The 21,361-nt window shown below is 52.1% G+C and carries 19 protein-coding genes and 1 riboswitch; of the genes, 6 read left to right on the forward strand and 13 right to left on the reverse strand.

Annotated features, from left to right (window positions below):
* Positions 1-38 precede the first annotated feature (38 nt).
* Positions 39-1,397, reverse strand: a complete 1,359-nt coding sequence (locus JHD74_RS15805; protein ID WP_199063048.1) for a Fic family protein — start codon at positions 1,395-1,397, stop codon at positions 39-41.
* A gap of 240 nt (positions 1,398-1,637) precedes the next feature.
* On the reverse strand, positions 1,638-2,858 hold the full coding sequence (locus JHD74_RS15810; protein ID WP_199063059.1) for a Tm-1-like ATP-binding domain-containing protein: 1,221 nt from the start codon (positions 2,856-2,858) through the stop codon (positions 1,638-1,640).
* Between the two features lie 385 nt (positions 2,859-3,243).
* On the opposite strand from JHD74_RS15810, the gene JHD74_RS15815 reads away from it, so the two are divergent.
* Together JHD74_RS15815 and JHD74_RS15820 are read left to right on the forward strand one after the other, a co-directional pair.
* Positions 3,244-3,780, forward strand: coding sequence for a TetR/AcrR family transcriptional regulator (locus JHD74_RS15815; RefSeq protein WP_233169560.1), 537 nt, complete (start codon positions 3,244-3,246; stop codon positions 3,778-3,780).
* Between the two features lie 409 nt (positions 3,781-4,189).
* On the forward strand, positions 4,190-5,041 hold the full coding sequence (locus JHD74_RS15820; RefSeq protein WP_074030205.1) for a helix-turn-helix domain-containing protein: 852 nt from the start codon (positions 4,190-4,192) through the stop codon (positions 5,039-5,041).
* Here JHD74_RS15820 and JHD74_RS15825 read toward each other — a convergent pair.
* Genes JHD74_RS15825 through JHD74_RS15835 form a run of 3 tightly spaced genes read right to left on the reverse strand, consistent with a single transcriptional unit; the run spans position 5,031 to position 8,366 of the window.
* Positions 5,031-6,818 (reverse strand): ATP-binding protein, encoded by a 1,788-nt coding sequence (locus JHD74_RS15825; protein WP_024527651.1) that lies wholly within the window; start codon positions 6,816-6,818, stop codon positions 5,031-5,033. The two genes, JHD74_RS15820 and JHD74_RS15825, sit on opposite strands and share 11 nt — an antisense overlap.
* Positions 6,815-7,309, reverse strand: coding sequence for a molybdopterin-dependent oxidoreductase (locus JHD74_RS15830; protein ID WP_024527650.1), 495 nt, complete (start codon positions 7,307-7,309; stop codon positions 6,815-6,817). Before JHD74_RS15830 ends, JHD74_RS15825 begins: the two co-directional genes overlap by 4 nt.
* A gap of 22 nt (positions 7,310-7,331) precedes the next feature.
* Positions 7,332-8,366 (reverse strand): glycosyltransferase family 9 protein, encoded by a 1,035-nt coding sequence (locus tag JHD74_RS15835; protein WP_199063049.1) that lies wholly within the window; start codon positions 8,364-8,366, stop codon positions 7,332-7,334.
* A 230-nt stretch (positions 8,367-8,596) separates the two neighbouring features.
* On the opposite strand from JHD74_RS15835, the gene JHD74_RS15840 reads away from it, so the two are divergent.
* On the forward strand, positions 8,597-9,139 hold the full coding sequence (locus tag JHD74_RS15840; RefSeq protein WP_065684038.1) for a hypothetical protein: 543 nt from the start codon (positions 8,597-8,599) through the stop codon (positions 9,137-9,139).
* A 37-nt stretch (positions 9,140-9,176) separates the two neighbouring features.
* Here JHD74_RS15840 and JHD74_RS15845 read toward each other — a convergent pair whose 3' ends face one another.
* The gene (locus JHD74_RS15845) at positions 9,177-10,259 is read right to left on the reverse strand and encodes a mechanosensitive ion channel family protein (RefSeq protein WP_199063050.1); all 1,083 of its coding nucleotides are present in this window, start codon (positions 10,257-10,259) and stop codon (positions 9,177-9,179) included.
* Positions 10,260-10,654: 395 nt separating this feature from the next.
* On the opposite strand from JHD74_RS15845, the gene JHD74_RS15850 reads away from it, so the two are divergent.
* Genes JHD74_RS15850 through JHD74_RS15860 form a run of 3 tightly spaced genes read left to right on the forward strand, consistent with a single transcriptional unit; the run spans position 10,655 to position 14,795 of the window.
* Complete coding sequence (locus JHD74_RS15850; RefSeq protein ID WP_024527648.1) at positions 10,655-12,220, forward strand: PTS transporter subunit EIIC; 1,566 nt, start codon at positions 10,655-10,657, stop codon at positions 12,218-12,220.
* 12 nt (positions 12,221-12,232) lie between these two features.
* Positions 12,233-13,585, forward strand: coding sequence for an adenylosuccinate lyase family protein (locus JHD74_RS15855; RefSeq protein WP_024527647.1), 1,353 nt, complete (start codon positions 12,233-12,235; stop codon positions 13,583-13,585).
* Positions 13,578-14,795, forward strand: coding sequence for an N-acetylglucosamine-6-phosphate deacetylase (locus tag JHD74_RS15860; protein ID WP_199063051.1), 1,218 nt, complete (start codon positions 13,578-13,580; stop codon positions 14,793-14,795). Before JHD74_RS15855 ends, JHD74_RS15860 begins: the two co-directional genes overlap by 8 nt.
* 34 nt (positions 14,796-14,829) lie before the next feature.
* Here the strand turns inward: JHD74_RS15860 and JHD74_RS15865 are convergent, their stop codons facing one another.
* The 7 genes from JHD74_RS15865 to JHD74_RS15895 all read right to left on the reverse strand — a co-directional run bounded on the left by JHD74_RS15865 (position 14,830) and on the right by JHD74_RS15895 (position 21,262).
* Positions 14,830-16,377, reverse strand: coding sequence for a hypothetical protein (locus JHD74_RS15865; protein WP_199063052.1), 1,548 nt, complete (start codon positions 16,375-16,377; stop codon positions 14,830-14,832).
* A gap of 172 nt (positions 16,378-16,549) precedes the next feature.
* The gene (locus tag JHD74_RS15870) at positions 16,550-17,914 is read right to left on the reverse strand and encodes a cation-efflux pump (RefSeq protein ID WP_199063053.1); all 1,365 of its coding nucleotides are present in this window, start codon (positions 17,912-17,914) and stop codon (positions 16,550-16,552) included.
* A gap of 149 nt (positions 17,915-18,063) precedes the next feature.
* Positions 18,064-18,231 carry a hypothetical protein gene (locus JHD74_RS15875; protein ID WP_158006201.1) on the reverse strand — a complete coding sequence of 56 codons (168 nt, stop codon included), beginning with the start codon at positions 18,229-18,231 and terminating at the stop codon, positions 18,064-18,066.
* Complete coding sequence (mgtS, locus tag JHD74_RS15880) at positions 18,231-18,323, reverse strand: protein MgtS (protein ID WP_138106290.1); 93 nt, start codon at positions 18,321-18,323, stop codon at positions 18,231-18,233. The genes JHD74_RS15875 and mgtS overlap by 1 nt, the downstream gene beginning before the upstream one ends.
* A gap of 14 nt (positions 18,324-18,337) precedes the next feature.
* Entirely contained in the window at positions 18,338-18,517 is a 180-nt protein-coding gene (locus JHD74_RS15885; protein ID WP_161738622.1) for a hypothetical protein, read from the reverse strand.
* A 70-nt stretch (positions 18,518-18,587) separates the two neighbouring features.
* Positions 18,588-18,759, reverse strand: a riboswitch (M-box (ykoK) riboswitch).
* Between the two features lie 238 nt (positions 18,760-18,997).
* On the reverse strand, positions 18,998-20,350 hold the full coding sequence (gene gorA, locus JHD74_RS15890; RefSeq protein WP_021181790.1) for a glutathione-disulfide reductase: 1,353 nt from the start codon (positions 20,348-20,350) through the stop codon (positions 18,998-19,000).
* 123 nt (positions 20,351-20,473) lie between these two features.
* A complete protein-coding gene (locus JHD74_RS15895; RefSeq protein ID WP_024527643.1) occupies positions 20,474-21,262 on the reverse strand; it encodes a DeoR/GlpR family DNA-binding transcription regulator in 789 nt (262 codons plus the stop codon).
* Between the last annotated feature and the right edge of the window lie 99 nt (positions 21,263-21,361).

Here is a 21,361-nt window from a genome sequence, read left to right on the forward strand (position 1 = left end):
CTGTTTCCCGCGGATCTCGCATGAGTTGAACTGGACGACTAGGCCGGTTTCCCGTCTTTAATCCACTGTTCCGTCATACGCATCGAAAGGCGATACCGGGCGCAGTTGTGCGTGTTCAGTACCCGGAGTTCATCCTGCAGGAGAGCCCTGAACTGCTCCTTATCTTCTGCGGCAATAGTGATGGCTAGCAGGGCGGATTCGATACTCTCCCTGTCGGTGACGATATAGCGGATGGCTGTATTTAAGTCTTCCCGGTGGCGCAGCCTGAACGGGTCAGGAACACCCATTGCCTGGAGTGTCACTGCGTAGCGTTTTATTGAGCGACGGTACAGATGCTCAAACAACTCCACCGCTAGAGCCACATTACGCTTTTCATAGACCCCCATCATGGCGTATGCATAATTTGTGGCATCAGCGTCAAGGAAGGACAAAGGGGCACTGTTATACAGCATCAGCGGAATGTTGGCCGCGAGCCTGCTGGTTCTCTTGTTACCGTCCTCAAAGGGTTGCAGGTAGGCAAGATTGACCCACAGAAAAAATGCGGACTCTACCGGATTTATGATTTGCCGGGCCTTCTCAATAATTTTGTCAAACATCTCCTGCAGCAGGAAAGGTGTCTGCAGCGGAGTGCAAGTTGTTCCGCTGATGTTCACTATCTTCTTCCTGATGGCCCCGAGACCTTCCGGCTCAGAAAGCAAGTCGTGCATCAATAGAGCATGCAGGTTGCTGATGACAGGGCCAGTCAGTCCGGATTCGGGGACGGCATCGACCATAAACTCAATCGCCTGCTTATGGTTCAACAGCATCACTGCATCCATATCCCCGGCTTCTGTCCCGCTTTTAAAGAGTTCCTCGGTTGCCAACAAGGAATACCGGTTGCCTTCCAATTGCGATGAGGACCAGGATAAATCAATCAGCAACTGCTCCAGCACTTTTCGGGCATAGGTCCCAGCAGGTTGCTGCCCGGCCATCTTCCCTTCTTCCATTAGTGCCCTGGCAAGAGACTCTGACAGCAGAAAGGTCTGGTTCGGGATGTAATCTTCCACAAAGCTTCGGTCATAACCAGTAATCTCCCTGGTAGTCAGTGGGGAGTGTAGGTAGTTGAGAAGAGCTTGCGCCTCCGTGGTGTGAGGTGCGATGCCACTGTCTGTTGTGACCGACGAAGTGGGTTGTACCGACTCTGTCTGTTGCCCAGGGAGGGTGTAACGGGTTCCTCGCCCGGTGCCGTATCGTATGATTCTGTCTTCCCTGAGCAGGACCTCAATATGACGCTTGATGGTGGAGCGACCGACCTGAAGCTGCTTCGCCAGTTCCCCAGAACTGACGGGAGTTTTCGCGGCAGCGATGGCGGTCAGGATGGCCTGCTGCAGGTAGGGTAGGGTATCTGAGGATGTCATCGATGTTTGTTTCCTGCGGGCCAGTAAAAACACGGACCGTAAAAGATCATATTTACGGCCCGTTTTGCCTTTTATGGCCCACTGTATCAGGTTTTATGGCCCACTTTAAGTTTTACCGGCCCATTAAGGGGTTTACGGCCCGTAAAAATATTTATGGACCACAAATAACCCTTTCTGACCCATTACGGGAGTTTTCGGTCCACAGTAGGGCCATCGACACGATTTTATTCTCTGTCAGGATTATTTAGCCGTAGCAGCAATGGCATTAAATTGTTCGATAATAATCGCGGCGAACAGGGGATCGTTGATATGGTACGGTACTTTGAGCAACCGGCGTTTTGCGGTCTGTACCAGTGTCCGTTCCAGAGAGTGAACAAAAGCGGCTAGCGCTTGTGGATCCCAGAAGGGCTGCCCTGGCGCATCCAAGGTTGAAAAGCCCCCCAGCGGTACTACAAAGCATACCTCCCCGGCACAGGCGTTCAGCTTGCTGCCAATCCATCGCCCCAACTGGGTATTCTCCTGCGCCGTGGTGCGCATCAGCGTTACCTGGCTGTTGTGGCAATAAAATTGACGATTGGCGTAGCGGGCCGGAATGGTTTTCGGGTGACCGAAGTTGATCATATCCAGCCCTCCGCATGACATCACACCAGGGATCTCAGTGCGGGCGATGGCCCCAAAGCGATCTTCGTTGCAGGCCAACACGCCATCAAACAGATAGTCGCACACCTCGGTGGTGGTCAGATCCAATACGGCGTTGAGCAAGCGGCTGTCGATCAGCTTTTCCATTGCCTGGCCACCACTGCCGGTAGCGTGAAACACCAGGCAATCCCAGTCGTGCTCAATGGCGCTGGTCACGGCCTTGATACAAGGCGTAGTGACACCAAACATGGTCAGGCCGGTGGCGGGTTTGCTGTCGGCATCATCATCGATATGAAAGCGGATGGCCCCGGCTATCTGGTTGGCGGCATTGCTCAATACCTTGCGTGAAATGCGATTTAGCCCGGCGATATCGGTGACGGAATACAGCATGGCAATATCGCTGGAGCCGACATAGCCAGCGACATTACCCGCAGCCATACTCGATACCATCAGCTTTGGCAGGCCGATGGGCAACTGTTGCATAGCGGGCGTGATGATCGCGGTACCACCAGACCCGCCCAAACCGAGCAGCGCAGCAACATCACGACGTGAGAGCATGAAGCGCTCAAACGCGACAGCCATGGCCGCAATCGCCTGCCCGCGATTAGCACAAAAAACGGCTTGTTCACCTTCCGGATGGTAACCCGCGATCTCATGTGCAGAAACGTCCGCGTGATACAGAGAAGGCTTACCGGAAGTGGAGAGATCGAGGGTGATGACGGGTAAATCGAGATTGGCGATCAGATGACGGACATATTCCAGTTCTTGTCCTTTAGTATCTGCTGTGGTAGCAATATAGACAAAACCTGGGGTGCTGCTCATCATCTGTTCCTGAAAAAGGTTCAGACAAAAGTCTGAACAAATTGATTTTAATGCTATTTTTTATTGTAGGTTGTGAACCCTGGTGTCGGACAATAAGGTACTATCGTTTATTTGTTGGTCATAATGAGACTGCCGTATCATTTTTGCAAGCATTAATTTGTTTAAAGTGAGACTTGTGTCCCGTTTTTGGCTATCTTAGCTATGATTTTTTACGCTGCCGATGGGCCAGGATCTGTCGGTGAGGCTGTCTATCGTATTGACTCCAAGGTTGGAAGATACGAGGAAGTTCGAGGAAAACGTGCCAATATCCGCATTTCCCGCTCCGCGGGATGAATCTTTGACACATACTCGTGCCAAAACCCGCAGCTTGCTGCTGGCCTGTGCGATGGAGCTCTACGATGGTGGTGTCTTCCCTTCGATTACAGAGCTAGCGGCGCATGCGCAGGTCTCCCGTGCCACCGCTTATCGCTATTTTCCCACCCAAAGTGCCCTGATCTCCGCTGTTGTGGCGAAAAGCCTGGGGCCGATCCTTGAATGGCAACCGCAGGATAACGATGCGCTCAAGCGCATTCATCAACTGTTGGCGTTTGCCTATCCGCAGATGGAGCAGCATGAAGGCGCGCTACGTGCGGCGTTACAGCTTTCGCTCCAGCAATGGGCTAACGCGACGCCGGGCGAAAAGTTTGTGCGTGGCAATCGCAAGCGGCTGTTGAAGCTGGCGGTGGAGCCCTTGCAGAACAAACTCCCTGCTGACGCTCTGCAACGCGTGATCCATGCCTTTTCGCTGATTTATGGTTCCGAGGTGTTCCTGGTGCTGAAGGACATTTGGGGTTTAGAGCTCGATGATATTCAGGATGTGACCCAGTGGATGGCTAAAGCCATCATTCGCCAGGCTGAAGAAGATGCCAACGCTGGAGGGTAATCTGCCGATCGAGGTTGGCCATGCTGACGGGCCGGGGAGTGTTCTCCGGCCTTTTCATTGGGTTTTGGGCAAATAAAAAACCGGAACCCTTGCGGGCCCCGGCTTAACGAGGGGTGAAGCAATTAACTCTGCGGTTAAACTTGCTCAGCTTGCAACTCCCTGTCGATACTTTAAACAGGTGTTGTGGCCGGCTTATAATTTCCCTGGTGTCGGTATGGTTATTACTGACTTATCGTTCTACTATCGTTTTTATAATACATCACTTCTGATACCATGTTTGACCATAAAAGATGGTATGTCAAGCAAGCTATTAGGCTAAGATTGTATAGTATGCGAGATTTCGATAACGTTTTTGTACGTATGGGTGTCAAAGCGACTGAAAAATCAGCGAGATATATCGAAGGATAAAATGTTTAACAATCATCAAAAATTCGATTCGCAGTCGATTGCAGGCAAGGTCAGGGAACTCTTTTTGCAGCATGGGATCGGCAAGCGACAACATGCCAAGGAGCTCAGCCGCATTTTGGATCTGAGTTTTTCCCATGCTCACCGCAAGCTTAAAGGCCAGAGCCCATGGACGCTGGAACAAATCAACAGCGTGGCACTGGCCCTGGGAGAAACGCCGGCGTCCATCGTCGACATTCTCCCCGAAAGCGAGCCTGTTGGGTCCACTGTGGCACAGGATGCCATCTTTTCTGTGGCCGGGGTGGCGTTACCTTGTGTGGCGCACATTAGCAGCGAACTATTGGGCAGCAGGCAGGCCGAGTTTGTTGGCTTGCAGCAGGAAGGGCAGTGGATCGTTTATCGAGCCAGCGAAGCCCCACAGGGCAAGAGTTTTGCTGTCGAATTGATCGAGATCCGCCCCGGCCATAGCGAAGACGATCGCCTGAGCATTGCGGTATTGGATGATGCACATCAGGCCGCTGACGAGCTAACCAAGTATCTCAATAGCCAAGGATTCAACGCCGTGGCTTTCTATGACGTCAGCAGTTTCTGCCAGGCGCTGGCCAAAAGCCCGTTTGATGGCTACGTGGTGGATTGGTTGATAGGCCATGAGACGGCGCAGAGATGCATCGAAACCATTCGCACTTCCGATCATGCGGATGCGCCGATCCTGGTGCTGACCGGCCAGTTGGGCACCGATTTGCGTGAGTCAGAGATTGCCAGAGCAATGCGTGATTATGACGTGCTAGGCCCGTATGAAAAGCCGGTGCGGCTCCATGTGATCGAAGCCGCACTGCAACGGTGCTTTAATCTGTAGCGACAAACAGCGACGTGAGAGAGGTGGATAGCGCCTCCATGCGTACCGGTTTCATCAGATAATCGTCAAACATGGCGCGTTGCTCGCTAGGGAGCAGCTCCAGTGTATAGGCGCTGATACCGATAATCGGGATATTACGGTTCGGGCCACGCTGGTCACGCAGCCGTTGCGCCACTGCCACACCATCGATGCCTGGCATTTGCAGATCGAGCAGCAAGGCATCGTAAGGCCGCCGCAACAGCTTTTGCAACGCACGTTCCGATGAGTCACACAGCTCATATTGATAGCCCAACTTGTCGAGTAGAGCGATAAAGGCCATGCCTGCGGCAGGATTGTCGTCTACCACCAGGATTTGCTGCTCTTTTTTCAACAGCGTTGCTGCAGGACGTGGGCTTTGCTCTGGCAACTGTTCTTCACTGATCTCAACGGGAATGCTGACGATAAAGGTGCTGCCTTCTCCCACTTCGCTGTACACCGTGATCGTGCCGTCGAGCAATTCGACCAGGCCGTGGACGATCGCCAATCCCATACCAACCCCGCTGTATTGGCGAGTATTTGACTGATCGAGCTGGGTAAAGGGCTCAAAAATCTGCGGTAGCTGGGCATTGTCGATACCGATGCCAGTATCCGTAACCTCAATGAGCAACGAACTCCCCGCCGGTTGGCTACGCAGGCAACTGTGCAGCGTGATGGTACCGCTTTCAGTATATTTAAAGGCGTTGGTCAGCAGGTTAACCACGATTTGCCGAAGGCGCTGCGGGTCGGAATAGACCTGCGCATGGGTGAACTCCACTTCACGTACCAGTTTGACCCCAGGTTTATGGGTCAGCATGGCGATTTCATCCGTCGTTTCGTCGATCACCTGCTGGGCATTAAAGGGAACAATGCGCAGCTCCATCATACCGCTGTCCAGGCGTGCATAATCGGTGAGATCCTTCATCTGGCTTTCTATCTGCTCGGCGGCGGTTTCCAGGCGGTGAAAGGTATCTTTGTGCTCATAGGATACGCGGGTATGGGTCAGCACATCGATAGCGGACATGATGCTTTGCAGCGAGGTACGCAGTTCATGTCCGATGGCCCCGAGGAAGGCGTTTTTGGTGCGGATAGCCTTTTGCTCTGCGCGAATGGCCTTCGACTGTTGGCTGATGGTTTGGCGCTGCTGACGGATCACGATCAGCGTGATGGCAATCAGCGCGATCACCGAGAACATAATGATCACCAGGCCATAAAAGATGATGTGCCGTTTCTCGATAAAATCTTCGTAAGCCCCGGTACGCTGCTTCACTTCAGCGTGGTCCGCCAGGTTGGCCATCATAATCGCGGAGGGTTTGATCTGTTGCATGGCCTGCGAAATCAGCCCCAGATCTACCTGAGGGCTGTTGACCAACTGATCCAGCCGAGTTATTTCTTCGCGCATCCGTTCAACGAGCTCGGGATAGCCAGGTTCGTGGTACAGCGGCAGGGTCGATTCTGACGGGCGGGCGAGCACCGAATAGCGAGAATAGAGAATATCGAACCTTAGCCTCAGGTTATCGATATCCACCTGATGGGTGCTTTTTTGCTGTTCCACCAGGGTTTCAAATTCCGCCAGCTTGATGGCGAACTTGGCGATCGACCAAGAGTAGTTTTCCTGAGTACCGGCAACGGCATACAGCCCTTTTTTGGACAGGGTGGCACTGTAGTAATACAGTGTCACCGTCGAGGCGAGCAGGAATAAGGCGGCAAAAATGGCCGGAATAGCCAACCTGCCGCTGTCTTTGAAGCGGACTAACTTCATTTAATTACTATCCTGTTGATCTGCCAGATAAAGCGCGAGTTATAAAGCGGAGAGTTGAGCTCCGCGCCCCCGGCATCGCGGGGATAAATCAGAAACAGCGGCCCGAAATCGCGCACCTTTAACATTTCCCCACCCATTTTATAGGCCAGGATCATGTTGTATTTAGCCACGTCCGAGATGGGCACATCAATATAATAATCGTTCAGTGCGTAGAGCGTCATCATGGTGCCTTCGGCACCCACTTTAGCCAAAATATCTGCCAGCAATACGCCATCGAATTTCACTCTGGGCGTCCACGAAGTGGTGGTCGTGATGCTGTGAACCGGCATGGCAAACAGCTCTTTATCGGTAAAGACATAGGTTTTGTTCTCGGCGTCGGTGGTATTTTTAATCTTGCCGCCGACTTCCAGGGTGAAACTGAGAGCGCTGGTTTGGGTAATGACCAAAGCCAGCAGGGCAAACGCGGTATTTCTTATTGCGGTCAACAGCATCGGTAGTTCTCCAGACCGGGGATCAGGCCCACGGCAATTCGTTTAGCATCAGGGTCGTAAAGGCTAGTTCGACCTGCTCCAGGTCATGCTTTCTGGCGCTGGCCTGCACGTTGTTCAGCTCGGGGATGGCAAAATAGACAGGCTGACATAAAGGATAGTCTCGCACCCGCAATTCGGGAGCGATTGAGGTAAAGAAGGCGGTAGTTGGTACATCGTAGCCAGCGGCAATATGCAACGCAGCGGTATCCGATGTCAGAACATAGCGGGCATGCTTCACCCAGGCAAGGAAATCAGCGGTAGCGGTGGAAAGCGGTTGAATATCCACATAATGCGGATGATCTACCGCGCCGAACCCCAGCACCGGGCAGGCAAACTTCTCCCACAGGGCATTCACCAGTGGCACATGAGCACTGGTCGGGATGCTGCGTAACGGCGTACTGGCGGTGGGGCAAAACAGCACGTAGGGCTTATTCTGCCAGCGCTCAGGTAATGGCGGCAGACACAGTTTTTGCATCCAGCGGTTGGCTTTCGCCCGGGCAGGAATAGCGGCAGGTTCAACGCCCAGTGCCTGCAGGAAGAAATCAATCATCGGCAACGTGGTGAAGGCTGGCCAGAACAGCTGATTACCGGCATCGATACACAGCTCCTGCTCAGGAACATGCTCCGCCTTCCACGGCAGCCAACGTAAATCCGCCACCACGCCTGCCGCCAGATGATAAAGCTGATCGACATAGTGGGGCGCGCGCCCTGGCCGATAGATAATCGTGCGCAGGTTGGGATTAAACTCGCGCAGCGCCTCTATCGCAGTCAGGCCAATAATGGAATCGCCCAGCGTTACGCCCATGCCATTAATGATGTGCACGGTAGATTCGTTACAATAATCCACGCTGAAAGGGGCCGCAGCGGCGTTGCGGATACCGCGGTAGCCAGCCAGGCTAAAATAATCACCGGAAAAACTCTCCTGCTGCTCAAGATCCCATGATGCGACCATGACGCCGTCTGCTGTCAGCAAACTTCCCCGGTGATATAACACTTCATCCTTTGTTAACACTTCCATTATTTGTCCTGTCTACGAAGGTGCGGCTAAGGCTAGGAGGAATAGGCAAAAGAATGGCAGAAAACGCCGCGGTTTGCAGGTGAGAATAAGCGAAATAGCATTAAAAAGACTGGAGTGTGAACTTTATCCGAATAACAGCAAGAAAGCCTCTCAAATCAATAGATAAGATGCCAACCATGTTTTTTTCCGCTAGATTGTCTTCAATGGATAATGATAAGCAGGATAATGAGATGAAAAAGAGCGTACTGGCATTGGTTTTGGTGATGATTACTACCCCTGGCGTTAGGGCCGAAGAAACCGCCGTGGTGAAAGACAGCGTGAAAAGCGTGGTCTCTGGCGTTATTGCTTCAGGTAAAGATGCGCTCAGCGGCCTGAAAGATGGCGTGGATGATGGCCGTCAGTCAGGTAGCAGCGTTGATGGAGCCATCATTGTGACCGACAAAGACAATCTGGTTAAAAATGTCACCGCCTCGGTTTCCTCCATTGAGAAAGTTGCGGCTCAAGAATATAAAGTGACTCTTTCCCTACGCAATAAAACCGACAAAATCGTACGCCTGAGTAATCTGAACGAAAGTAAATCATTGATGCTGTTAGACAAGGAAGGTTTTGTTTCACCGCTAAAAACCGCATTGGTGCCAGGAGACGCGGATATTACCATCCCGGAAAATGCGGCAATCCGGGCGCGTTATGTTTTTGCCGGCGTTGAAGATACGCCAGCCATGCTGCGCCTTTATGGATTGGAGATCCCGGTACCCGCTGTCTCAAATCCGTAAGTTGCCTACTTGAAGGCCGCTTGTAATAAATGACAAATCACCGCATGTCCGAAAGCGACCGGGGTGGCGATTTGTCGTTCGCTTCTTCCTTACCTGCGGGTATCTCGTTCTTCTGGTTGTCGAAGTAAAGCGTGCTGCTTGGGAAAGCAAAGTCAGCGCCATGCTGATGGACGATATCAATGATCTTTAGGTAAACCGCCTGTTGTACCGTCAGCCACTCACCCCAAGCGGTTGTCTTGGTAAAGCAGTAAATCATGATATTTAATGATGAATCACCAAATAAATTAAAATTAACCAACAGGGTTTTGCTCTGATCGATATTACCGTCCGATTTTAGCATAGCCAATATATCCTGGGTAATGCCTGCTATCTTGTCCGCATCTTCATAGCGCAGGCCGATAGAGGCTTCGATACGGCGATTGGTCATTCTGCTCGGGTTTTCAACGCTGATCGATGAAAACACAGAGTTTGGAACATATAATGGCCGCTGATCGAAGGTGGTTATCTTGGTCATTCGCCAACCCACCTCGACAACCGTACCCTCGATGTTTCTATCCGGTGAGCGTATCCAGTCACCAATTGAAAAGGGACGATCAAAGTACAGCATGATGCCAGAGAAAAAGTTACTTAGGATGTCCTTCCCGGCCATACCGATGGCAATGCCGCCAATCCCGCCGAACGTCACCAACCCCGACACGCTCATGCCAAAATGCTCGCCATACAGCAGTATCATGATAACGACAATCGTGGCTTTTAATATGCGGGAAATAATGTGCGTAGTCGTGATGTCTCGCCCTTTTTGGATTTGATTCTTTTCCAGACGATTGATCATTAAAAACAGTTTTCTAAGCAAAATCAACGAAATGAGAGTGGTGCATAAAAAATTGATGGTACGGGATGAAATAAATGAGATTTTATACGCAGCAACGGCAATTTCTGCGTAGCCACCGAGTATGGTAATAATACATACCCAAATAATAAATTGAGCAGCATGAACGATAACGCCAAATTTCCCCTTTTCTCTTTCACGGTCATAGATAGTCAATCCAATAATAGCAACAATACAAACTGCCAATACGCTAACGCTGGCTATATTATTAGAAACAAACTCGCTATCCATATCATCACCCCTAAATTCTTCTTATATGCCAGGCTCATTTTCTCTCAATAGCTTTTCACAATAGTAGCTCAATTGAGGAACTCAATCCGGTTTGAGCGATCTGATCAAGAGCCAACTCTCATTGTCGGGTTGAGTTATGCCGATCATAGCACCGGTACCCAGAAATCAACGATGCCAGATGCAGAAGACTGTGCAAAAAACAGGGGATAAGGGCTAGGCCAGAAGGCTGGTAGCCATACATATGCAGTATGGTGGTCAGGTGAGCTCCTGTTTTCGGCCTTCGCCCTGATTTTTGATGGGCAAAAAATGAGCCTTGAATCAGCCAGTATTTGGCCTTGATGGCGGGAGCGCTGGCATTGTTTGATAGAGAGGTAAAGTAAACCAGGGGCCAGATAATGAAATCCAACTTTAAAAACGAAATACAGACGTTTGGGCGTTCCCTATTATTGCCTATCGCCGTGTTAGCCCCGGTGGGGATGTTAATGGGGATCTGTAGCGCGCTGGGCCAGGCGTATATGATCGATAAACTGCCGTTTCTGGGAAATGCCTACTGCAAGGCGATCCTCTCTTCGGTGGGATTAATCAGCAGCGTGGTGTTCCAGAATATCCCATTGCTGTTCGCCATGGGGGTCGCTTATGGCATGTCGAAGAAGGAAAAGGGTATTGCGGTCTTCGCTTCGGTCATCGCCTATCTAACCTTACTGATCTCCATGCACGTGCATTTAAAAGTGATGGACCAATTGGTGACGGAGAATATGGCGCTGGTCGGGCAGGGCATGGTGCTTGGCATTCATACGTTGAAAATAGAGGCGCTGGGAGGGATCATTGCCGGTTTGCTTGCCGCCAAGGTGACAGACCGGTTCTATCGGCTGCAACTGCCGTTGGCCTTTGCCTTCTTCAGCGGGAAGAAATCGGTCGCCATTCTATCGATTGCCTTCACCATCCCGGTCGGCCTGCTGATCCCATTCGTGTGGGATGTGTTTACCTATGGGATGCGGAGCATCTCGACCGTGATGATGGCGCCGAACATCGGTGCCGGGATCTACATGACCCTGAACCGTTTGCTGATCCCGTTTGGTTTGCACCATGTCCTGAGTTCGACGGTACGCTTTACCGAAGCGGGCGGCACCTATCTGATTGATGGGCAAACCTACGTTGGCATTTTACCCGCCATGAACAAGATCCTGTTTGAATTGGGGCCCAACCATCCGGCATGGAATGAGTTCATGCCAACGCTGTCCAGTTACCTGGCGTCGTCGCAGATGCTGACCACGTTGTTCCGCGTTCCGGCGATCGGCTTGGCGATGTATCACATGGCCTATTTCAAAAACAAGAAATTCGCCAAAGGGATGATCCTGACCGTGGTGCTGACGGCATTCCTCGGCAATATCACCGAGCCGCTCGAGTTCTCCTTCCTGTTTATTGCACCGCAGCTCTTTGTTGTCTACGCGATCTTGTGCGGCCTGCTAACCATTCCTCTGCAAATGTTGGACGTCTCGATTGGCTATATTCGCGGCACGATCTTTGACTTCGGCATCTTCGGCCTGATGTACGAAAACACCCACTGGCCGAACCTGCTGCTGCTGGGCGCGATTAACTTTGTGGTGTTCTATGGCGTGTTCCGCTATGCCATTGGCAAGTTTGATATCAAAACGCCAGGGCGCGAGAAAGAGATGGCGGACAGCGCGCTGCTTAATAACAAAGAGTACGACAAGGTAGCAGAGCTGGTCGTAGAGGGACTGGGCGGCAGGCAGAATATCAAGCGGGTAGAAAACTGTGTGTCACGGCTGCGTATCGACCTTGGCGACCAAAAGCTAATGAACATGGAGTTGCTGAAAGAGGCGGGTTCATTGGGGACCTTTATTCCCTCCAGCAATCATATTCACGTCGTCTTCGGGCCACACGTCGAGTTTGTCCGTAACGCGGTAGACGACAATCTTGCTGGCATCCAGCAACGTTAAGAGGAACACAGCATGCGCGCACTTTATGATTCCAAAAGTAAAACCATCGATCATCAGGGCATGAAGGACCTGTTCACCCACGAGGCCAGAGTACAGTCGTGGCTCGATGTGGAAGGGGCTCTGGCGATGGCGCAGGCTAAGGTCGGTATGATCCCTGTTGCTGCGGCAGAAAATATCGCCGCCAACTGCCAGTTGGAGCGGATCGATCTGGCGGAGATCGACCGTTTGATGCGCCAGATTGGCCACGGGTTTGTGCCGGTGATCAAGGTGTTGGTCAAGGCTTGCGATGCAGAAAGCGGCAAGTACGTGCACTACGGCGTGACGACCCAAAACATTCAACAGACGGCCCATCTGTTGATCGTGCAGAAATTCCACCGTCATCTGATGAAGTTTGTCGATGACACGTTGGTCAATCTGGCTCGCCTGGCAAAGGCACATAAAAATACCCTGATGGCGGGGCGCACCCACGGCAAACATGCCTTGCCTATCACCTATGGTTATAAGGTTTCCGTGTGGATTTATGAGTTGCTGGCAGCGGTGGAACGCATGCAGGAGGCGGAAAAGCGTGTCTTCACCGTGATGATGGGCGGGGCCGTGGGAGCCTTTCACGCCACGGGGGAAGCGGGCAGAACGGTGCAGGATCTGGTCGCCGAACAGCTCGGGATGCATTCGATGCTGGTGCCTTCGCGCAATGCCAGAGTGTTCCGCGCCGAGTACATCAGCAACCTGTGTTTGCTGGCAACCACCCTGCATAAAATTGCTGAAGAGGTCTATCAGACGTCCAGCGAGGAGTTTGGCGAAGTCTCCGAGGCGTTCACCAAAGGCACCGTGGGTAGCAGCACCATGCCGCAGAAGGTCAATCCCAAGCTGGCAAAGGGTATCATTGCCAACGCCCAGAAGCTGTATTCGGTGATGACGGCGGTGCTCTACGTCTGTCCAAGGCCGTTTGAGGCGGACAGCTCGGCTTATTTTATCTTTGATGCCAGCCTACAGGAAAGCATTGAGCTGATGGCCGAGATTATCCTGCGTGCGGAGGAGCTGACGCGCACGCTGGTGATTAACCCTGAGCGGATGCATGAAAACGTGATGCTGACGCACGGGCTGATCAACAGCGAGAAAATCATGATGAAGCTGGTGGATAAGCTGGGTAAGGATCCGGCCCATGAGCTGGTTTACACCATGGCGATGCGCAGCACCCATGAACACCTCGAATACGGTGAAATACTAAGCCAGGATCCGGTCATGGCCGAAAACTTCACGGCGCAGGAGATTGCGGAGCTGCTGGATCCCGGTGCTTATACTGGCCTTTGCGCCGTCTTGGCCGATGAACTGGCAGACAGGGTCTTGGAGAGAAGCCATGGATGACCAGCGCTCCGGAGTTATCAAATCCAACCGGATCGTGTTCCCCGACGGTATCAAGGCCGGTTATCTATTGGTGCAGCAAGGGCAAATCAGCGGGTTTGTCAGCCACTTTTCCGGTAGCTGCATCGACCATAGCGAGCGGATCATCATGCCCGGCTTTGTCGATATCCATGTGCACGGTTGGGGGCGGGGTTCGTTCGGCTACAAGGGCAATAAGGCGTCGCTGAAGTGGATGAGCCACGATTTGATCAAGGCTGGTGTCACTTCTTACCTGCCCACCTCCGGCACGATGCCAAATGATTTCCTTGAGACGTCGTTAATGGAGGCAGCCGACTATATTGCCACGGCAACGCCAGCGAACGGAGCCGAAGCCATCGGTATCCATATGGAAGGCCCTTACATCAGTGAAAAACATCTCGGTATGCAGCGAGCCGACTGCCTGCAACGGCCAAACGTTGAGGGATTCGAGCGTTTTAACCATCTGGCGGGCCGTAACATCCGCCTGATGACGTTAGCGCCAGAGCTGGAAGGGGCGTTGGATTTGATTCGCCATCTGCGGGCGCAGGGGATCACCGCGTCGGCAGGGCATACCGATGCCACCTTTGCTGAGGTTACGGCAGCGATAGAGGCGGGATTAAATCACTTCACCCACGCTTATAGCGGGATGCGTGGCTTCCATCACCGTGAGCTCGGGGTGGTTGGTGCGCTGATGTACTATCAGGATACCTATGCGGAAGTTGCGAAACAGAGCGGCATCACCATCAAGCCGGAGGCATTTGACCTGCTTTATCGCCTGAAACGCGATCGGCGCATGGTGCTGATGAGTGACTGTATGGGCTATGTCGATTTCCCGGAAGGCTATGAGTTTCACCATTACCTGCGCAAAGAGACCTTCCGTATCAAACAGGGGCAGTTAGAGATTACCTCAGACGGTGGCGATACGCGCCACGTTTGCCCTTGCGACTATGATGCGGTGCAGCGACTGGAGATGAACTTTCTCGACTCGGTGAAGAATATCGTCGATCGTCTGGATAATGGCCTGGTGTCCGTCGCCAGTATTGCTTGCGAAAACCCGGCGTTTCTGGCGGGTGCGCAGAGCCGGAAAGGGTCACTTTGCCCGGGGAAAGATGCCGATATTCTGGTGCTGAATGAAGGGCTGGAGTTGGTAGAAGTCTACTGCCGAGGACTGCGTCAAACCCAGCTAAACGCTTAGGCACGATGGGCGCTGCATACTGCGCCCCACCTTATCAGATGAAATAATCTGGATATTGCCGTTCCAACAAGGCACGCAGCTGTTGACGATCCAATCCCTCAATCTCCTGAATAAACCCCTGCGCCGGGATCTTCTTCTTCGCCCGGGAAAGCCCGTGCTGGCTGAGCAGCGAGATATCATCGCGGCTGAGATAGAAATTCACCTTGATGTAATCCAACTGATAATACCTCAGATAGCTCGAGATTTTATTGGTAAAGGTGATCAGCAAATCAAACGGGATCCGTTCGAGCGTGTGCAACTCATTGATATTCACGTAGCCGACAATCTCAATATGGAAGTGCGACTTCAACACCTCCTTGAAATAGCCCACCTTACTTTCCGAAGAGTTGGTCACGATAATGACGCGTTTTTTCTCCTCGCTGTGGACTCGGTTTTGCAGCTCGTATTTCTTCAGGATCAACACCAGCGTGGACAGATGCACCGGCGAAAAGGTGGTTTGATAGTGTTGCGCGATGGGCGCGGTAGCCTGGGTGACGCCCTGATAGAGCAGGGCGTGCCGGGTCTGCACCTGATGCAGCTTTTTATCGTCAAAATAGAGATTGAACTTGTTTTGTACGATGGTCGAATAGACGAACTGGTAGATCTCGGCAAAGAAGGGCGAACGGTTGTGGATTTCTGCCCGCAGCAACGGGGTCAGGGTTTCACAAAGGTGGCCAACGAGCGTAATCAGCGTGGGATCATAGATATCGAATGGCCGCCAGGTGTAGGTCAGCGATGAAATCAGCAGATCAAGAAAGCGGTTTTCGTGCTCGCCATCCAGCAACCCAAAGTCAGAGGATTGAATAAAGCTCAGGTTATCGCTGTGGGTGATGAAATGCCCGCGTCGCATGCGGTGTAGCGCAATGCTCATATACACCAGAAAGTATTTTTTGCTGTTATAGCCCAGCGTGATCCGCTGGTTCAGCCGCCGTTGGTACAGTTCGGCGGCGGCGCTGATTTCCTGTTGGCACACCTTTAAGAACTGCGTGGCAATGGAGCGGTTAATCGGCTCGTTGGCTTTGTGCGGCACCAGCAGGTGATCTTCGCCGATCTCAATGGTTTTCAGGATCGTCAGGCAAATAGCGATACGTAGCAGGATCTCGTCACCATCCATCCGCGAACCCTGTTTGGGAATGGCGGTGATGGAGAGATGATTGGCCTGTAAAAATGCCGACAGCGCCTGGTTATCGTTTTTGAGCGTGGTTGGGCTGACGTTAAACTTGCGGTAATACTCGCTTTTGTTTACTACGTCCTGCAGGCAGAGCGCCACGCTGAGATCTTTAATGCGTTCATCGGCGGTGGTGATGTAGCGGTTAAACGGGATCTGTTCCAGAAAGGCGATATATTCCCGGTAGCCGATTGCCGTGACAATCCACTGCCCATCGATATGCAGGTGGTAATCTGGTTCCAGGAACTCGTTGATCTCCTTCATGGAGCGCTTCAGCGTCGACGTGGTTTTACCAAACCTGGAGGTGACATCCTCGATTAACACCGGGCTGTGTTCCTGAATATATTTCAACAATGACAGGTCAAAACTGTTCACCAAGGCATCTCAACGTCTGGTCTGGAGTCGGATAGTTGAGAGTATAGAAAATGGTGGTTTTTGTCTGTGAGCCAGGTGGGATCGATGAATGGCCTTGGTTATAAAAAGGCAAAGCATGGGCTAATTGAATTAGCCCATGCTGCGTTCTGGCAAATCATTCCGCTGTGAGGGATCACAGCGGTTCAACATGCCCAACCACCCGCGATACCATCGGGAATTGCATTCTCAATTGCCGTTCAATATGGTCCACCGCATCGTGCACCGCAGAAATCGACAAGGCAGGAAGGGCCCGACAGTGAAAGTTTACAATCACGCCCTGCGGTGTTTCTCGCGCCCGGATATCATGGATGTCTTGCACCAATCCGCTGTTTTGCGCCGAAACCGTCAGTGCTTGTTCAATCTTCGCCAGTTCGCCGTGTTCTACATCCTGGCTAGTTAGCCAATCCAGCATCTGGGGCTCCAGGTGGGTTTCGATCTCCGTATTTTCGCCCAACGTCTGGCGTAAAGCCTCCTCGACCTCGCTGGCAATATCATGCGCCTGCTCTACGCTGGCATTGGCCGGAACCAACAGATCCATACCGATCGCCACACGGTCTGCCAATTGTTGTAGTGAAAGACTCTGTACGACTGCCCCATGGTTGGCGGCCAGCATGCGAATACGGGTTGCCAGATCTTCATCACTTCTGGCTTGAGGGATGGCAATCACCCTCACTTCCGAGTTGGCATATTGCTGTTCAAGTTTGGCGGTAACGGTCTGCTTCAACTCCTTGATCCGCTCAAGCGGTAGCGTGCGGCATACCCCAACACTCACCTCGATAAACAGCGTGGCTCCGCCACTGCGCAGGCGAATATTCTCCGTAGACAACACCGCTGGGAAATCGTTGAGCAGGGTAGCGATATCTTCCCGCGTACCAGCCGGTGCAGTATCAATCAGGGAATCAAAGGAGCGTTTCCCTAGTTTCAAGGCGGCAGTCAGGATAAAGCAGGCGACGATCAGTGCTGCCAGCGCATCCGCACGGGCAAAACCAAATAGCACAAAAACCATGCCCAACAGCACCACACCAGAAGACAGCATATCGGAGAAAAAATGCAGAGCATCGGCTTCCAGAGCCGCGCTGTTGGTGGCCTTGGCCACGCGGTTTAAGGCCCGGACACGGAAGAAGTCAACCACAATGGACACCAGCAGTACCGCAATCACTACCGGTGCAGCCACAATCTGGTTTGCCTCACCTATCAGGCTGCGCACGGCTTCAAAGATGATCCAACCCCCGGCCGCCAACAAAAGGAGTACCTCAAACAGTGCAGCCAGATTCTCGACTTTGCCATGACCGAAGTGATGGTCATCATCAGCAGGTTTATCGCTGACTCTCACCGCCCACCAGGTGATGCTGGTGGCAATAAAGTCGGTAAATGAATGGATACCTTCGGATATCAGGCCAATACTGCCGGTAAATATACCTGCGATAAACTTACCTAACGCCAACAATCCACTGATAATCATCGAGTTTCTGGCGACGGCCTGTTTTTTATTTTGCATAGCACAGCTCATAGTTGAATTAAAAAAATCAGCGTTTGGTTTTTACGGAACATTGCCAGACAAAAGCGACGAGCAGTAAGCTTGCGGTAGCTGTCAGCAATAAACAGGAAAGAAATGCAGTTTGACCGGTGGAGTGCAGATAAATCTCATTAATACCTGCCGAGATCATAAAAATAGCGTACAGCAACCCAAGAATAAAAATCATCATCATTATCACGCGCGGTAAATACCGTCAGTTTATTGCGGTTATTCATCCTCCCCGCAATGATTGATGAGGCTACGGGGAGGATGATGCTAGGCGGATCTTTTTCGTTCATTAGTCATCCCATTTGGTGCTCAGATAGGCTGCGATCAGTCCCATTGAGCTGATGAAAAACAAAAACCCCATAAAAAACATCATATTTCCCATAATATTATCCTCGGTTAACTGTAATCGATAACGACCTCTGTGGTTAAAAGTAAGTGTGCAACGTAGTCTCTGGCTTCATTCACCGTCAGGGTATCTGCGGCGGTGAAAAAGTCAGCGTTCAAAGAGTTAGCAATGGCTGGCCCGCCTGTGCTGCTGGCGCGGTAGCGGTCATTGCTGAGGAGTCTGGAAGTCATTGACCCTATTGCTGTTTAAACTTCAACAGTGCATCGCATAGGGGAGTAAACCAAAGAGGGGAGTGCAGAAAGCCTATCTCCGCGTCCAGGTTTTAGCACTATACAACGTATCTGAAAAATTTCAGAAGTTACCTTGGGCTGAACCTTAATCCGATAAAGCCTGTCTTAACCTTGGGCATCTCTCGATGTCGTCAGATCAGTAACCTGTGTTTGTATAGGAGCCTCGCCAAACGAGATACTGCATATAACTACGCGGTGATTATAGGCGTGCAGGGAGCGATAGTGCTCGAAAATCGGCACCTCGTTGAGGTGATATTTAAGAAGTTATATTTAAACGAACGAATTATCTTAATGAACGTTAATTTTGCAGTGATATAAACACTAAGGCGGGGATATTCATTTGCCTAAATCAGCATTTATAAGCTGAATAAAAGCAAAAACCGACCTTTTACAGTCGGTTTTACAGTTAGGAATGCACCATTACCGCATAGTCACGAACTCTTCCGCGGCGGTTGGGTGGATCGCCACGGTGTTGTCGAAGTCTTTCTTGGTCGCGCCCATTTTGATTGCCACGGCAAAGCCCTGCAGGATTTCATCCATACCAAAGCCAATCCCGTGCAGGCCAACGATCTTCTCTTCTTCACCCACGCATACCAGCTTCATGCGGCACGGCTGGCGATGCTGAGTCACGGCGCTGTACATGGCGGTGAAGGAGGATTTATAAACCTTCACCTTATCCTCGCCAAACTGCTCTTTCGCCTGCGGTTCGGTCAGGCCAATGGTGCCAATTGGCGGGTGGCTGAACACCACGGTGGCGATGTTGCTATAGTCCAGATGTTCGTCCGGCTTGTTGTTGAACAGGCGCTCGGACAGGCGGCGGCCAGCGGCAACGGCAACCGGGGTCAGCTCAACCGCACCGGTGTTGTCACCTACTGCGTAGATGCCTTTCACGTTGGTGTTCTGGAATTTGTCGACCTCGATGTAACCTTTGGCATTGGTTTTCACGCCGGTGACCGCCAGGTTCAGATTGTCGGTCGCTGGTTCGCGGCCGATGGCCCAGACCAGGCTGTCCACGGTGAACTCTTTGCCGTTTTCCAACGCCAGCGTCAGGCTGCCGTCGGCGTTTTTAACGATGGATTTTGGAATGGATTCGGTGTGCAGGGTTGGCCCTTCGGTGTTCATCACCTCAACCAGGGTTTCTACAATCATCGGATCGAAGGTACGCAGCGGGGCGTGTTTACGCACGAACAGATGCGTTTCCGCTCCCAGCGCGTTCATCACACCGGCAATTTCTACCGCGATGTAGCCAGCACCCACCACTGCCACGCGTTTTGGCATGGCATCCAGCTCAAAGAAGCCGTCGGAGTCGATGCCGTATTCGGCACCAGGGATCGACGGATGGCTCGGGCGGCCACCGGTAGCGATCAGAATATGGTCTGCGGTGATTTTCTCGCCGTTGACTTCTACGGTATGCGCGTCAATAAAACGGGCAAAACCTTTGATCACGTCGACCTTGTTTTTGCCCAGCACGTTGTCGTAGGAAGTATGAATACGATCGATGTAGGCAGTACGATTGGCGATCAGGCGTTTCCAGTCAAAGGCGTTGACGGTGGTATCGAAGCCGTAATCCGGGCCGTATTGGTGGATGGCCTCGGCGATTTGCGCCGCATGCCACATGACTTTTTTCGGGACACAACCCACGTTAACGCAGGTGCCGCCAAGTTCTTTGGCTTCAATCAGTGCGCATTTCTGGCCATACATGGCTGCCCGGTTGATCGATGCGATACCGCCGCTACCGCCGCCAATTGCTAGATAATCGTAATGTTTCGTCATCTGGGTTTTCCATGAGTTGTGTGATTCGAGAAGGGTAAGAGTTTAACGCCTGACTGGGGGTTGTCGCAAAGATTGCGTCGATGGCTGTAATAGGCAGAGGCTTGATCCTCTGCCCGGTTGATTTTACACGATAACCAGTTCGGGTTTTGCCCGATCGAGCGCTTGGCGATCGGCACTGCTGATGCCGGTATCGGTAATGATCATGTCAATCTGGCTCATCGACAGCACCAGGTTGAACCCCCTGCGGCCGAACTTGGTGGAATCGACCACCGCGACCACGCGCTTGGCTGCCTGAGCCATTACGCCGCTGATCGAGTAGCCTTCATTAAAGGTGGTGATGCCGTTGGTGGCGTCCAATCCGTCGGCCCCGACGAACATCACGTCACCGGCAATGCCCTGTAGGGAGAGCTCCGCGATGGAGCCGTGCATGGAGCGCGTTTTGTGGCGCAGCGTGCCGCCACACAGCACCAGCGTGATGTCTTTATTGTCGGAAAGCGCAAAGGCGGCGGGCAGGTTATTGGTGATCACCGTGATATTGCCCATCTTCACCAGCTCTTCGGCGATTAGCATGGTGGTGCTGCCGCTGTCGAGGATCACCGTATCGCCGGGATTGACCATGGCTGCTGCCTTTAAAGCAATGCGCTTTTTCGGGTCTTTAGCCAGCTGGTAGCGTTCCTCCAGGATGACCTCACCGGTGGTTTTCGGCACCTCGGCCTCCTGCTCCAACTGGCTGCCCGGCCTGGCTGCACCGCCGTGGAAGCGGATCAGCAGGCCTTTTTCTTCCAGCAGGCGCAGGTCAGCGCGGATGGTAACCTCAGAAATTCCGAAGGAATTCGAAAGATCGCTAACCAAGATGCTGCCGTTCTGCTGAACCAGGTCGACAATTTTATTTCGTCTTTCAAAAGAGTTCATCATCCTGACCTATCGAAATGTTTTGCTTTTATTTTATGCGAAAGGGATATGAAAGGGGAGCATAAAGATCAAGGAGATGGGATTTGAGGCAAAATAATG

It is taken from the genome of Serratia sp. ASV30 (assembly GCF_016428815.1).
Taxonomy (GTDB): Bacteria; Pseudomonadota; Gammaproteobacteria; order Enterobacterales; family Enterobacteriaceae; genus Chania; species Chania fonticola_C.